This is a genomic window from Arthrobacter sp. B0316-1-20, assembly GCF_059091865.1.
In genome coordinates, this window is record NZ_JBNHHC010000011.1 from 145,267 (window position 1) to 159,394 (window position 14,128).

Genomic DNA, 14,128 nt, shown 5'->3' on the forward strand with positions numbered 1-14,128 from the left:
GCCTCACGAGGCCACGGCCGATTTGAGCTTGCGGACGGCGCGACGGCCGATCCGTCCGACTTTGGCCAGCGCCCGCGCGCGGTCGGCCGCGGGCAGTCCACCGGGAAGCTGAAGCTTGGTCAGCCGCCGCCGCTTGAAGTAGCGCATCTGGGGTCCGTCCTGGATGCTGTGCAGATAGGCTTCCGCGCTGGGGCGGACTGCCGCCAGCGTCTCTGCCTGCATGCAATAGGAGACGGCCTCGACCAGCGGCTGCAGCCTCCGCGCGGCCGGAGTGTCCGCACCGTCCTGGTCCGGTGCCTGGATGTTCCGTTCCAGGACGGCGTCGATGATGGTGACCGGCACGCGGTTGCTGTTTTCGTACGGACTCAGCCGTTCCAGCAGCAGCGCCGTCCCGACGGCTGCGGCGTCGATGTTCAACAGGTATTTGGCCGTCATCAGGGCGGTGGAAAAGCAGCTCACCACCAAGCGCGGCTGAAGCCGCTGCATGACCACTTCGGCCGGGGCGGAGGACTCCAGGATGTCCAGCTGCACGCCGAGCTCGTGGGCCGCGGCCTCGATGGAGCGGACGGCTCCCGGCCCGGCGCTGGGATGGGGTTTGAACACGCAGTGCAGGATGCCCTGGTCTTTGGCCTTCTGCATCATCTGGCGGTGAAGCGCCACTTCCTCCTCGGCCGAAAGGATGCCGAGGTCCGCCAGGTACTGGCCCAGCAGCAGGGCGGTTCCGGCCCCATCCTGGTGGGGGGCTGCCGGAAGGGGAAGCGGCGGCAGTGACCGGTCCAGTTCTTCCATGGCGCGGCGCAGCGACGCCGGTTCCACCGGAACCAGTCTCGGATGGTGTTCGCGCAGCAACTGCGGGCGCAGTCCCGGAACCAGATCCACATACAGCAGGGAATCGAGCCGTTGGGCCACGGCCAACGGGACAGGGTTCCGGGTGGGGCCGTAACTCATCAGGCCGTCCGAATGCACCGAGACCCGTGCGCTGGCAAAGATGCGGGCCAACGCAATCGCGGGATTCACCTGGATGGATTCGACGTACAGGTGGACCGGGGCGCTGCCCAGCTCCCATTCCGAGCGCAGCAGCTTCTGCCACAAGTCAAGGTCTTGCTCGCGCGGACTGAACTGGCCGGGGCGGCGAGGCCAGAGCAGGCTGCTCAGGTCCACGACACGGTCGAATCGGCTGGCCGCCTCGGTGAAACCCGGCGCCTCGTGGAACGGAACGGTGACCTCCGGAATCATCGCGTTGTTGGTGAGCACCAAAATGCGTTCATGGCCGGTCTCCGGCAAAGCGTCGTCGTCGATGGCCGCTGCCAGCGAGACACATTGATACAGGGTCGAGACGACAAATAGTTCTTTCACTTCGATGCTCCGATCGCTGTTTCCAGCGTCTCGCGCCGGCGGTCGCCCAGGGACTGCAGCCCGGCGGCGACCGCGGCGGCCGGCAGGCCGGCCACGGCAGCACGCACGCCGGCCGCCAGCTCCTGGCGGACAGCCGGGGTCATGGAATCCGAACGGTCGAGGTGGTGGCACGCGATGGCCAGGAATTGGCGGATTGCTTTCGGCCGAAAACGGTAGGCCTCGCGGTCTTCCGCCACCAAGCGGAAGACTTCGGCGTAGCTGCGCAGGAAATCAAGCTGTCGGCGGTCGAAGATCTGGCTCAACGACGTCGCTACACCGCGGCGATAGAACGCGCCCAACTGATCCGAGACTGCGTAGGAGGCTGCCTGCAGATGCAGGCGCCAGATCCAGGGACGGTCCTCGGCGGTATGGAGACCGTCGAGAAAGTGCAGCAGGCCGGCCTCTTTGAGCGCGCTGTCGAAGATGCCGAAGGGCGCGTACGGGTAGTCCACCATGGTCGAATCGTTCGAAGGCCCAATGTCCCGGCGGGGATCGAGGGCGATGCCGCGGACCGCTTGCGGGGCACGGTGGACGGTCCGGACTCCGTTCGTGTGGCGGATGTGGTCCACCCGGAGGAAGTCCACGCCCAGCTGCCCGATCTCTTCGGTGATCCGGGACAGATGCCCGGGGGCGTACCAGTCATCCGGATCGAAGAAGGTGATGTAGCGTCCCGCCGCGGCGTCCAGGCCCTGGTTGCGTGCCGCGGCCAGGCCGCTGGCGGTGTCGTTGCGGTGGATCTGCAGGCCGGGGAGCCGGCCGGTGAAGGCGGCGGCCAGCTCCCCGGTCCCGTCGGTGGAACCGTCATCGATGACGATGATTTCCATCACCGAGGGATCATCGAACTGGCGGGTCAGGCTGGTCATCGCGTCGCGGATGAAAGGTGCCTGGTCTTTCGCCGGGATGATGACGCTCAGTAATGGCTGGTTCATGGGGTGCCCCTTAGCCGTCCACCCGGCGCAGCCGGGACAGCGGGGCCAGTTCGCCCGGGAAGACGCGCTTGACGCCGTCGCCCATGGCATCTTCCAGGATCCGGATGTCGCGGATCAGCGCCTCGAAGCCCTTCGGCTCCAGCGAGGACGCCTGGTCCGAGCCCCACATGGTCCGGTCCAGCGTGATGTGCCGCTCCACCGTGACCGCGCCCAGCGCCACCGCGGCGAGCGAGATCTGCAGGCCGCGCTCGTGCCCGGAGTAGCCCACCGGCACCTGGTAGCGCTCCTGCAGCGTGGAGATCATCCGCAGGTTCGCCTCTTCCGGCGGCAGCGGGTAGGTGGAGGTGGCGTGCATCAGGATCAGCTTGTCCGTGCCCAGGGTCTCCACAGCCTTGTCGATCTGCTCGATCGTGGACATGCCGGTGGAGAGGATCACCGGCTTGCCGGTCTCACGCAGCGCGGTGAGCAGGTCCAGGTCGGTGACGGAGGCGGAGGCGACCTTGTGGGTCAGCGCGCCGGCGTCTTCCATGAACGCAACCGAGGGGACATCCCAGGGCGAGGCGAAGCAGTGCAGGCCGCGGTCGGCCGCGTGCGAGATCAGCTTCTGGTAGATCGGCATGTCGAACTCCACCCGGTACCGGTAGTCCAGGTAAGTCATCTCGCCCCACGGAGTGGAACGCATCTTGTCCCGCATATCCGCCGGGGTGGAGATCTCCGGGGTGCGCTTCTGGAACTTCACCGCGTTCGCGCCGGCCTCGGCCGCCACGTCGATCAGCTGCTTGGCGATCTCGATGTCGCCGTTGTGATTGATCCCGATCTCGCCGATCACGTAGACCGGCTGCCCGGCACCGACCTGCACATCACCGATCGCGACGGGAGCCGGCGCACCGGCGGGAACACTGTTCGAAACGGTAGCTTCGGTAGTCATGAGCTGCACTCTTTCTGTTGTTGCTGTGGCTTGTTCTTGGCGGCTGCCTTCGTCGGCGGCACCGCTGCGCGCGGCGAGGATGAGTTCGCAGACCTCGCGGACTGCGCCGTCGCCGCCATGGTGCTGAAGCACAGTGCGTGCTGCAGCTTTGACCTCGGCGCGGGCATCGCCCACAGCCACCGGCCAACCAACGACGCCCATGGCGGGCAGGTCGTTGACGTCGTTGCCCACGTAGGCAACCCGATCGGGGTCCAGCCGCTGGGCGGCCATCCAGCTGCGGACCGCACCGGCTTTGTCCGCGACGTCCTGGAGGACGTCGACGCCGAGCTTGCGCGCCCGGGCACTGACCACCTTGTTGCGTTCGGTGGACAGAATCAGTTGGGGAATTCCGGTACTGCGCAGCCGGGAGATTCCCATCCCGTCTTCGCGGCTCACGCGGACGAACTCCTCGCCGTCGGCATTCACGAAGGCGTGGTCGTCGGTGTGGACGCCGTCGAAGTCCATGACCAAGGCATCCACGTCGAGGACGCGGGTCCGGGGTGCCGTTGCCTGGTCGGCCAGCGCGCGGACCACGGCCAGGTCTTCCAGCGAGTCGATTTCGACGGCGTGCTCGGCGGGCACTTCCTGGAGCTTCAGCCGGCCGAAGAAACGGTGCTTGCGGGCCACGAAACCTTCGGTGCGCATCGCGTAGAACGCGCCGGTTTCGCGGTACTGGGGCGTGCGGTCCTGCCGGCGGGGCCGCACGTTGGCGTTGTGCCCGACGGCGGTGACGGCACCGCCGGCGTCATGCATCCAGTGGAAGGCGTGGCTCTCGGTGACGGAGAAGGCCACATCCGTGCGGTCCTCCAGCACATCCAGCACGGCATCGTTCAGGTGGTCCGGATCGATGAACGGGGACGTGCACTGCAGCAGGACCGTGACCGCCGGCTGCCGCGGCAGCGATGCGAGCACGTGGAGCACCGCAGATTCGCTGCTGGCGGTGTCGCCGGAGAGGTCCGCGGGGCGGATGACCACGCGGGCGCCGCAGCGTTCGGCTTCGACGGCGATGTCCGGATGGTCAGTGCTGACGACGACGTCGGTCACCGCCGGGGCCGCCAGCGCACTGTCAACGGCGCGCGCCACCAGGCTGCGGCCGGCCACGGGCTTTAGGTTTTTGAACGGGATCCCTTTGGAGCCGCCGCGGGCCGGGATGACGACCAGGACTTCCGGGGGGTCGGTGTAACTCATTGGAGCCACGGTAGGAAGGGCCGGTAACGCCCGGGGGTGGCCAAGGTTACGGGAAGGCAAGCAGCAGAGAACGTTTCACCCAACCCGCCCTGCGGTCCCGCATCTGTAGCCGATAGTGCAGCCGCCAGTACGCTTGGAGCATGCCCGGGTCCCGCTCTTCGCGCCGCAGACCGCTGCGTATTGTGGTGCCCAGCCGCAACGATCCGTTCCTCAAGCAGTTCACCGAAGTGGTGGGCGGACCGTTGGGCCGGCACAGCGCTCCGGGCCTGGTCTCGCCGGGCTTTTTCACCGTTGAGCGCGTGCTGATCATCCTGACAACGTTCGCCGCGCTGCTCTCGGTCCTGGTCAAGACGCCGTGCCGGCTGGCCGGATGGGAGCTGCCGGACTACTTCTACATGGGCTGCTATTCGGACTGGCCGGTGCTGTTCGAAACCCGCGGGCTGGCCGAGGGCATGGTGCCGTTTGTCAGCGCGGGCAGTTCGTTTGAGTACCCGGTCCTGCTGGGGCTGCTGGCCGGGGCGACGGCATGGCTGGTGCCGGGCGAGGGTGTGTCAGCGGGCCGGGCCTTGGCGTATTTCGACATCAACGCCACCTTGGCGGCCGTGGCCTGGCTGGTCACGGTGGTTGCCACGGCGCGCATGAGCCACCGGCGGCCTTGGGATGCAGCCATGGTGGCGCTGGCACCGGGAATCGTGCTGGCAGGGACCATCAACTGGGACCTGTGGGCTGCCATGCTGGCGGCACTGGCGATGCTCGCCTTCGCCAGGCGCCGTCCGGTCCTGGCGGGCGTGTTCATTGGTTTGGGTGCGGCGCTGAAGCTGTACCCGGTGCTGATCCTAGGGGCCATCCTGCTGCTGGCAGTCCGCACGGGGCGGTACCGCCCGCTGGCGGCGTCCGCTGCGGCCGCGGCTGCGGTCTGGCTGGGCGCCAACCTGCCGTTTATGCTGCGGGACTTCGGCAGCTGGTTTCATTTCCTGGATTACAGCCGGCAGCGCGAGGCCGGGTATTCGTCCATCTGGTACGCCTACAATCTGACCGCGCAGCGGCAGCAGCTGCTACTGCTCAGCCCGGAGTTCATCAACACTGCATCCTTCCTGCTGTTCGCGGCAGCCTGCGCAGGTATCGCGGTGCTGGCACTGGCGGCACCGCGCCGTCCGCGGATGGCATCGCTGGTGTTCCTGGTGGTGGCTGCGTTCGTACTTACTAACAAGGTGTATTCTCCGCAGTTCGTGGTCTGGCTGGTGCCGCTGGTGGCGCTGGCCCACCCGCGATGGCGCGACTTCCTGGTCTGGCAGTTCTTCGAGGTGATGCACTGGTGGGCCATCTGGATGCACCTGGGCCAGGTCACCAGCGGCGGCGAAGCGGCGCGGAACCTGGACGCGCCGTACTACGTGCTGGCGGTGCTGGCCCATATAGCCGCCACGGCATACATCATGGCCAAGGTGGTCCGGGACATCTGGCTGCCTGAACATGATCCGGTTCGGCGCGTGGATACCGATGATCCCCAAGGCGGCGGGTTTGACGGCGCTGCCGACAAGTTCGCGCTGCCACTGCCCGGCCGCGTCCGCGCGGCACGGGTGGGCCCGGTGCCAGGCGCAGCCGCTGACGCTGTCCTATATTCTTCGACTGGCATAGATGCGTCTCGGCCCTCGCGCCGGTGGCCGGGCATTGCCAGTGAGGACGCGGAGGGCACAAGGTTGGACCGAAGGTCGGAAGGGGAAAATCAATCGTGACGGACGTAGCGGTAGTCGGCGCCGGGCCAAACGGGCTGGCCGCGGCGGTGATCATGGCGCGAGCCGGCCTGGACGTCACGGTCTTCGAAATGGCGGCGACGCCCGGTGGCGGTGCGCGGACACTGGAACTGATGCAGCCGGGCCACTGGCACGACGTGTGCTCGGCAGTGCATCCGATGGCTGCAGCCTCGCTGTTCTTCCGCGAGTTCGGGCTGGACCGGCGGATCCAGATGCTGGCGCCAGAGGTCTCCTACGGGCACGTGATCGACGGGGCCGCCGCGGCGGTCGCCTACCGCGACCTGGAGCAGACCGTTGCCGGGATGGGCGCCGACGGCGGCGCCTACCGGCAGCTGATGCGGCCGCTGGTGGAGCGGACCGATGCCCTGCTGGAGTTCACCATGGACCAACTGCTCCGCATGCCGACCAGCCCGGTGACGGCCTTCCGGTACGGAATCCGGACCCTGGAACAGGGGTCGCCCGCCTGGAATCTGCGCTTCAAGGAACAGTTCGCACCCGCCCTGCTCACCGGCGTCGCCGCACACACCACGGGCGGTGTGCGACGCCTGTCGTCGGCCGGGGCAGGGCTGATGCTCGGCGCGCTCGCACATGCTGTGGGATTTCCCTTCCCGGCCGGGGGGTCGCAGGCCATTATCGACGCCATGGTCCAGGACCTGCGGGCACACGGCGGCCGGTTGGAGGCCCAGCACCGGGTGGCATCGCTGGCTGAGCTGACCGATGCCCGGGTGGTGATGCTGGATACTTCGCCCACGGAATTCCTCCGGCTGGCCGGCGGCCGGCTCCCGGCCCGTTATGCCCGTGCCTTGCAGCATTTCCGTTACGGACCCGGCGCGGCCAAGGTGGACTACATTCTCTCCGGGCCGGTCCCGTGGGCACACCCGGAACTGCGCCGCGCCGGCACCGTGCACCTGGGCGGCACCCGGGAGCAGATCGCAGCTTCCGAGCGGGACATTGCCCGTGGCCGGCACTCGGAGGACCCGGTGATCTTGGCGGCACAACCGGCCGTGGTCGATCCATCCCGGGCCCCTGCCGGCCGGCACGTGCTGTGGGCCTATTGCCACGTACCGAGCGGCTCCACCCGTGACATGGAGACGGTGATCACGGCCGCGCTGGAACGAGCCGCGCCGGGATTCACCGATCTGGTGGTCGACTCCGCGAGCATGTCCGCGGCCGACTATCAGATGTATAACCCGAACTACGTGGGCGGTGACTTCGGCACCGGCGCGGTCAACTTGCTGCAGCTCGCGGCCCGCCCGGTGCTGAGCCCCAAACCCTGGCAGACGCCACTGGACGGCGTCTACCTGTGTTCGGCAGGAACACCGCCGGGGCCCGGAGTGCACGGGATGGCCGGCTACCGCGCCGCCGCGCTCGCCCTGCAGACGCATTTCGGGCTGACGGTACCGCCCCTGCAGCCGTGAAGCCGTGGCCCGCCGGGCTGATCGAAGGCAAGATGGTGCCATGGATCCCGTAGCGGCGTTGAATGAAATCGCCTTCTGGCTGGAGCGCGAACTGGCGCCCACGTTTAAAGTGCAGGCGTTCCGGCGGGCCGCCGCCGTGGCGGCGGGGCTGGAACCGGACGAGCTGGCCGCCCGGACGCGCAGCGGCCGGCTGAAGAGCATGAAGGGGATCGGGGCCAGGACTTTCGAGGTCATTCAGCAGGCGGTCGACGGCGAGGTCCCCGACTACCTGGTGCAGCTCCGGGAACGATCGGCAGAACCGCTGGCCGAGGGCGGCCGCGAACTGCACCAGGCCCTCCGCGGCGATCTGCACAGCCACAGCGACTGGTCCGACGGCGGCTCGCCGCCGGAGGACATGGTCTACGCAGCACGCTGGCTCGGCCGCGACTATCTGGCTCTGACCGACCATTCGCCGAACCTCAAGATTGCCAACGGCCTGAGTGCGGAGCGCCTCGCCAGGCAGCTTGACCTCGTGGCCGGCTTCAATGCCAAGGCCGACGGTATTCGGGTCTTGACCGGCATCGAAGCAGACATCCTGGAAAGCGGCGAACTCGACCAAACACCGCAGATGCTGGACCGGCTGGACGTGGTGGTGGCCAGCGTGCACTCCAAACTCAGGTCGGACCGCGGCACCATGACCCGGCGCATGCTCGGCGCGATTAACAATCCGCGCACCAACGTGCTGGGCCACTGCACCGGGCGGCTGGTCAAAGGATCGCGGGGAACACGTCCGCAATCGGAGTTCGACGCCGAGCGCGTGTTCGCCGCCTGCGCCGAGAACAGCGTCGCGGTCGAAATCAACTCCCGGCCGGAGCGGCAGGACCCGCCGGATGAGCTGATCCAGCTCGCCCTCGACGCCGGCTGCCTGTTTAGCATCGACAGCGACGCGCACGCGCCCGGTCAGCTGGATTTCCTCCACTACGGTGCCGAACGTGCTGCAAAAAACGGCGTCCCAGCCGAACGGATCATCACCACCTGGCCGGTGGAGCGGCTGCTGGAGTGGTGCAGCCAAGGGCGCTGACCGTTCATGCAGAGCACTCGCAGATGAAGTTGCCCACTTCGGCATGCGGCGCGACATGCACTACAAGTCAAATCAGCTATGGTCCTAAGCATGCTGAACAATTTTTCGAAGGCAGCGTTGGCGGTGCTGGTCGTGCTGCTGATGTGCTCCTGCGGGCTGCAGATGCCCGCGGACCCGGAAGGAACGTTGGACCGCATCAGCAACGGAAACCTCAGAGTCGGTATCTCGCACAACCCGCCCTGGACGGCAGTCCACAACGGCCAGGACCCGGCAGGTTCGGAGGCAGACCTGGTGCGACAATTCGCTGCCACCCGCGGAGCAACCATCGACTGGACGGCGGCCGGCGAGGAATCCCTGATGGGGCAGCTGGAACGCGGCGAACTTGACCTGGTCATCGGTGGTTTGACGAAGAAATCGCCGTGGTCGGACAAGGCCGCGCTGACCCAGCCCTACGCCGAGGGCCGTGCCCCCGACGGAGGCAAGGAGGAATACGTCATGGCTTCCAGGATGGGCGAAAATGCCTTCCTGCAGGAACTGGAACAGTTTCTTCTCGACGGGAAGGGGCAGTGATGAACGCCAGGTTTGGCCGCACCGAGCTGCCCGACCAGCAGCAAGAAGCCCTGCGGCGCGCCATCAGGATCCAGTGGATCACCATCGGCGTCCTGGCCGTGTCAGTCACTCTGGTCTTTCTGGTGATGGGCAATTCACAGGCGATGAAGGCGGCCTGGATTGAAGACATGCTCTCCTTCGCGCCGCCGCTTGCGTTCCTGCTGGCGATGAAAATCGTCAACCGGCCGCCCACCCGGAAGTACCCCTACGGATACCACCGGTCGACCGGAATCGCGCACCTTGTCGCGGCGGTGGCTCTCTGCACCATGGGCGCGTTCCTGGTGGTCGATTCCGGCATGGGCCTGCTGAAGGGGGAGCACCCGCCGATCGGCTCGGTCCAGATCCTCGGCCACACCATCTGGCTCGGATGGCTGATGATGGCGGTCATGGCAGTGACAGCCCTGCCACCGGTGCTGCTCGGCCGCGCCAAAGAAAAACTCGCCGAGCAGCTGCACGACAAAGTCCTCTATGCCGATGCGGACATGAACAAGGCCGACTGGAAGACAGCAGTGGGATCGATCGTGGGTGTTGCCGGCATCGGGATCGGCCTGTGGTGGGCCGACGCCGCCGCAGCGCTGTTCATTGCCGGGGGGATTCTGCGCGACGGATATAAGAACATGCGCGGATCGATCACCGATCTGATGGACACCCGCGCCACCACCTACGATGCCTCCGAGCCCCATCCGCTGATCCAGCGCATTGATGAGTACCTCCGCCAACTGGACTGGGTTGAAGAGTCCGGTTCGCGCGTCCGGGACCAGGGCCATGTGCTGCACGCTGAAGCCTTCGTCGTGCCGCGCGACGGCCGGCTCCCGTCGGTCAAAGCCCTCGAAGAGGCCAGGGACGGTTGCATCGACCTGCACTGGATGCTCCATGACATGGTCTTGGTGCCGGTCTCCGAACTGCCCGAGGAAGCGGGTGGATCGTCCGAGCGCCAAGCTGAAAGAAACCTTTGACCCGGGTGCGCCGGGCCCCGGCCGCACCGTATATCGTGCAGAGGGGCGGCTTCTAGTGCTGCCAACAGCTAACGACGGCGGTGCACGGCTGCCGCGAGGAGGTACAGATGCGTCTGGGTACAGTACGGCGGAACGGAACCACGCAGGCGTTCCGGCAGGACGGCGACACCACCGAATACTTGCCGGCCAAGGACGTGGGCGAGCTGCTGCAGCGCGATGATTGGCGCACTCTCTCCGGCGAACCGGGCCCGGCCCCCCAGCACTCGGAGCTGGCAATGCCGATCCTGCGCCCGGGCAAGATCCTTTGCGCGGGGCTTAACTACTACGCGCATGCCGAAGAAGTGGGCCAGGAAGTCCCGAAGTACCCCACGATCTTCACCAAGTACGCCAACGCGTTGGTCGGTCCGACGGATGATGTGGTGCTGCCCGCGGCCAGCAGCAAGATCGACTGGGAAGCAGAACTGACCGTGGTGATCGGCTCCCAGGTCAGACAGGCGGACGAGGCTGGCGCCCGCGCGGCGATTGCCGGCTACACGGTGATGAACGACGTCTCGGTCCGCGACTGGCAGGGCCGCACCTCGGAGTGGTTCCAGGGCAAGAACTGGGACCGCACGACTCCGGTGGGCCCTGTCGTCGTCACGGCGGATGAGCTGGATCCCGAAGCCGGGCTGGCGGTGGAATGCGAGCTGGACGGCGTCACCAAGCAGTCCGGCACCACGTCCGACCTGATTTTCTCCTGCGCCAAGCTGGTGTCCTATGTCAGCGAGTTCATGACCTTGGAGCCCGGTGACCTGCTCGCCACCGGGACCCCTGCCGGCGTGGGACTGGCCCGGAAGCCGCGGGAATGGATCCCCGCCGGGGCCCGGATGGTCACCCGGATCGAGGGGATCGGCGAGCTGCGCAACCACTGCGTGCCCGAAGAACCCCGCTGAAACGTCGCATTTGCCGGAGCCGCGGCTTAGGATCAAAGCGTGGCACAAACCCGGCTGTACGGGCGTGAGGATGAGGTGGCGCAGTGGCGCGACCTCGCCTCAGCCGTGGAAGCCGGCCACAGCATCGAACTGACGGTCAGCGGCCCGTCCGGCATCGGCAAGACCACGCTGCTGGAAACGCTTTTCGCGGACGCCTCCTCGCGCGGCTGGAAGCTGCTGCGCGCCGCCGGCGCCGCCCGTCGTTCCTTGCCCGGTTCCATGTTCTGGCAGTGGTTCGCGCCGCTTGCCCAGCAGCTGCCGGACCACGGCCCGCCCTTCGATGGGCAGGGCAGGGTGCTGCATTCGTTCCTGACCTCCGCCGGCGGGCCGCTGCATAAGGACGCGCTCACCTATTCCGCGTCCTGGGTGCTGCGCTCGCTGGCCCAGGAAGCCCCAATCATCGCCATGGTGGACGACGCCCAGTGGCTGGATGAACTTTCGCTGCAGTCGCTCTCGGACATGGGGGTGCTGCTGATCGGGGCCCCGCTGCTGATCGTGCGCGGGGTGCGCACCGGTCACGGCGCCGAGCGCGGTGACGGGATCCGGACCGACGCCCTGCTGCTGGATGGAGCCGACGGCGGTGCCCGGCACGGTGCGCAGCGCCACGGCGCCCTCCGCCCCGGCGGGCGGGTGCATTGGCCGCTGGAACCGCTCGACCGCCGCGCGGTGGCAGAGTGGGCAGCCCATCGGATTCCCGCCGTGGATCCTACGGAGGCGGCACGCATTCATGCGGCGGCAGGAGGGATGCCGTTCTACGTGCACGAGATCCTGGAGCGCGGCGTCGAAGTCGGTACCGAAGGGGCCAGCGCCGAAGCCGAGGTGCTGGAAGACCGCCTCGCCCGGCTCTCGGCGGAGGAGCGGACGGTGCTGGACGCCGTCGTCATTCTGGGGGAGGACGCCAGCGGGCAGTTACTGGCACGGATGACCGGACTGCCTGCAGACAGGATCGCCCCGGTGCTGAAACGTCTGGCCGCGACGCGTTTTCTGAGTTCGCTGCGTCCCAGGCCGCGGATCCAGCACGCGCTGGTGGCCGAGGCAGTGCTCGCCAGGCTGGATCCGGAACGCCGGGCCGGGCTTCATGGCCTGGCGGCTGCCGCCTTGCGGGCACAAAGGAGCGAACCCGCCGTCGTCGCGGGCCATCTGCTGGCCACCGAGCCTGGCGCAGATCCCGCTGCCGCCGAAATCCTGCTGGACGCCGCCACCGGCGCGCGCCGCTCCGGCTCGAGCGAGCTTGCCGTGCGCTGGATCGGCCGGGCGATGGCTGAGGAACGGCTGCCCTCCGAACTGCAGCGCAGGATCCTGATTGAAGCCGCGCTGGCCCATCAGGCAGCCGGCCGCATTAAACAGGCAGAGGACTTCGGGCGCCGGGCACTGGCCATGACCGAGGGCACACGGGCCCGGGTAGAACTGCTGATGGATTTTGCCGAGGCGCAGTACGCCATCAACCGGGTGGAGGAGAGTTCGCGCTGCTTCAGCCAGGCGCTGAAGGAACTGGAGAACGACGACGAACCGGACACCGAGCTCAGGCGTCGCGTGGTTGCGGCGGCTACCGGAGCGGGATTCCAGCAGCTGCAGTTTGCGTCGCATTACGGCCAGGAGATAACGGACATCCTGGCCCAGGACCCGGCCGACGATAGCCCCAGCGACCGCATGCTGCTGGTCCAGGAGGCGCTGCGGCTGAGCGTGACTGGCGCGGACGCCGAGCGCAGCGGCGAACTGGCGCTGCGCGCTTATGCCGGCGGGAAGCTCTTGGCCGAGGTTGGCGTGGAATCCAACATCATCAACTATGCAACGGGAGCACTCAATGGCTCGGAACAGGATGCCGCCGCCTTGGAGCTGCTGGATGCAGCCATAGCCGAAGCACGGGCCAACTCGTTGCCGATGGCCAACGCCACGCTGAGTTACTGTCGCGGTGCCATCCACCTAAACCGGGGCCGGCTGCGGCTGGCGCAGATGGATCTGGAAACCGCGATGCAGGCGGCGGATACCGGCTGGCGAACGTACCTGGAAGTGGCCTGCGTGACGCTGGCCGAGATCTATCTTGCCCGCGATGATCTTGCCGCGGCCGACGACCTCTTGAAGCGGGTCCCGCTCGAGGAAGAGCGTGTGCCGCTGGTCCAAGCCATGGCCCTGCAGTTGCACGGAGTGGTCGCCGCCGGACACGGCGAGCACCTGCAGGCTCTCGAGTTCTTCTCCGCAGCGATGGACCTGGGCTCTGGTCTAGGCCCCACGTTGAGTCTGTGGACGCGCAGCAGCATCGAATCAGCTGCACGCGCCGGCCAGACCGAATACGCCGCCGCAGTTGCCGCCGAGTTGCTGCAGGAGGTCCGGTCCTTCGGCGCTCCCCGCCTGACCGGCACGGTACTGCGGCTCGCCGCGCTGGCCCAACCCGGGCGGACCGCCGTCGTCATGCTGCGGGAGGCCATCGCCCTGCTGGAGGCGAACGAAGGCCGGTACCAGCTGGCGCTGGCACTGGCGGACCTGGCCGAGACGTGCCTCTCGTTCCCGCAGGCGGACGAGCTGCAGGTGTTCCGCACCGAAGCGCTGGCGGCCGCGCGGAAGTCCCTGGTGCTGGCCAACCGGATCGGCGCCGCCGCGGTGGCACGCCGGATGACCCGCCTGCTGGCCCAGCAGGACTCGCAGCTGCCGATGATCGCGGAGAACAAGGCGGACCGGCTGACGCCGGCCGAGTACCGGGTCTGCTCGCTGGCCGCCAAAGGACTCACCAATCGCAAGATCGCCGCCGAGCTGTTCATCACCATCAAGGCGGTTGAATGGCACCTGTCCCGCTCTTTCGCGAAGCTGGAAATCAGCTCCCGCAAGGCCCTGCCCACCGTGATCGACCCCCGGGACTGACGGCGGCCCGCGGCAGCAGGTAGCCGAC

The 14,128-nt window shown here is 67.5% G+C and carries 10 protein-coding genes and 1 pseudogene; 7 read left to right on the forward strand and 4 right to left on the reverse strand.

Translation table 11 applies throughout. The annotated features are described in order from the left end of the window. Positions 1–3: 3 nt before the first annotated feature. The 4 genes and pseudogenes from AC5RW2_RS19285 to AC5RW2_RS19300 all read right to left on the reverse strand — a co-directional run. On the reverse strand, positions 4–1,356 hold the full coding sequence (locus tag AC5RW2_RS19285) for a polysialyltransferase family glycosyltransferase (RefSeq protein WP_493963634.1): 1,353 nt from the start codon (positions 1,354–1,356) through the stop codon (positions 4–6). Beyond that, on the reverse strand, positions 1,353–2,324 hold the full coding sequence (locus tag AC5RW2_RS19290; RefSeq protein WP_493963635.1) for a glycosyltransferase: 972 nt from the start codon (positions 2,322–2,324) through the stop codon (positions 1,353–1,355). Before AC5RW2_RS19290 ends, AC5RW2_RS19285 begins: the two co-directional genes overlap by 4 nt. Before the next feature lie 10 nt (positions 2,325–2,334). Next, a complete protein-coding gene (locus tag AC5RW2_RS19295; RefSeq protein WP_493963808.1) occupies positions 2,335–3,252 on the reverse strand; it encodes an N-acetylneuraminate synthase family protein in 918 nt (305 codons plus the stop codon). 114 nt (positions 3,253–3,366) lie between these two features. Continuing rightward, positions 3,367–4,479 (reverse strand): annotated as a pseudogene (locus tag AC5RW2_RS19300) (cytidylyltransferase domain-containing protein); the annotation flags it as partial. A gap of 140 nt (positions 4,480–4,619) precedes the next feature. Between AC5RW2_RS19300 and AC5RW2_RS19305 the strand changes: the two are divergent. From AC5RW2_RS19305 to AC5RW2_RS19335, 7 genes are all read left to right on the forward strand, one after another. Next, the gene (locus tag AC5RW2_RS19305) at positions 4,620–6,212 is read left to right on the forward strand and encodes a glycosyltransferase family 87 protein (protein ID WP_493963636.1); all 1,593 of its coding nucleotides are present in this window, start codon (positions 4,620–4,622) and stop codon (positions 6,210–6,212) included. Next, the gene (locus tag AC5RW2_RS19310) at positions 6,209–7,648 is read left to right on the forward strand and encodes a phytoene desaturase family protein (protein ID WP_493963637.1); all 1,440 of its coding nucleotides are present in this window, start codon (positions 6,209–6,211) and stop codon (positions 7,646–7,648) included. Before AC5RW2_RS19305 ends, AC5RW2_RS19310 begins: the two co-directional genes overlap by 4 nt. 40 nt (positions 7,649–7,688) lie before the next feature. Then, the gene (locus AC5RW2_RS19315) at positions 7,689–8,708 is read left to right on the forward strand and encodes a PHP domain-containing protein (protein WP_493963638.1); all 1,020 of its coding nucleotides are present in this window, start codon (positions 7,689–7,691) and stop codon (positions 8,706–8,708) included. A 90-nt stretch (positions 8,709–8,798) separates the two neighbouring features. After that, the gene (locus AC5RW2_RS19320; protein ID WP_493963639.1) at positions 8,799–9,278 is read left to right on the forward strand and encodes a transporter substrate-binding domain-containing protein; all 480 of its coding nucleotides are present in this window, start codon (positions 8,799–8,801) and stop codon (positions 9,276–9,278) included. Next, positions 9,278–10,273, forward strand: a complete 996-nt coding sequence (locus AC5RW2_RS19325) for a cation diffusion facilitator family transporter (protein ID WP_493951703.1) — start codon at positions 9,278–9,280, stop codon at positions 10,271–10,273. The genes AC5RW2_RS19320 and AC5RW2_RS19325 overlap by 1 nt, the downstream gene beginning before the upstream one ends. A gap of 107 nt (positions 10,274–10,380) precedes the next feature. Further along, entirely contained in the window at positions 10,381–11,205 is an 825-nt protein-coding gene (locus tag AC5RW2_RS19330; protein WP_493963640.1) for a fumarylacetoacetate hydrolase family protein, read from the forward strand. A 39-nt stretch (positions 11,206–11,244) separates the two neighbouring features. Further along, on the forward strand, positions 11,245–14,100 hold the full coding sequence (locus AC5RW2_RS19335; RefSeq protein WP_493963641.1) for a helix-turn-helix transcriptional regulator: 2,856 nt from the start codon (positions 11,245–11,247) through the stop codon (positions 14,098–14,100). Positions 14,101–14,128: the final 28 nt, after the last annotated feature.

What these genes read in the sequence shown, in the direction of transcription:
- AC5RW2_RS19330 (WP_493963640.1), top strand. Translation starts at nt 10,381, where the DNA reads ATGCGTCTGGGTACAGTACGGCGGAACGGAACCACGCAGGCGTTCCGG.
- AC5RW2_RS19325 (WP_493951703.1), top strand. Translation starts at nt 9,278, where the DNA reads ATGAACGCCAGGTTTGGCCGCACCGAGCTGCCCGACCAGCAGCAAGAA.
- AC5RW2_RS19320 (WP_493963639.1), top strand. Translation starts at nt 8,799, where the DNA reads ATGCTGAACAATTTTTCGAAGGCAGCGTTGGCGGTGCTGGTCGTGCTG.
- AC5RW2_RS19305 (WP_493963636.1), top strand. Translation starts at nt 4,620, where the DNA reads ATGCCCGGGTCCCGCTCTTCGCGCCGCAGACCGCTGCGTATTGTGGTG.
- AC5RW2_RS19295 (WP_493963808.1), bottom strand. Translation starts at nt 3,252, where the DNA reads ATGACTACCGAAGCTACCGTTTCGAACAGTGTTCCCGCCGGTGCGCCG.
- AC5RW2_RS19315 (WP_493963638.1), top strand. Translation starts at nt 7,689, where the DNA reads ATGGATCCCGTAGCGGCGTTGAATGAAATCGCCTTCTGGCTGGAGCGC.
- AC5RW2_RS19290 (WP_493963635.1), bottom strand. Translation starts at nt 2,324, where the DNA reads ATGAACCAGCCATTACTGAGCGTCATCATCCCGGCGAAAGACCAGGCA.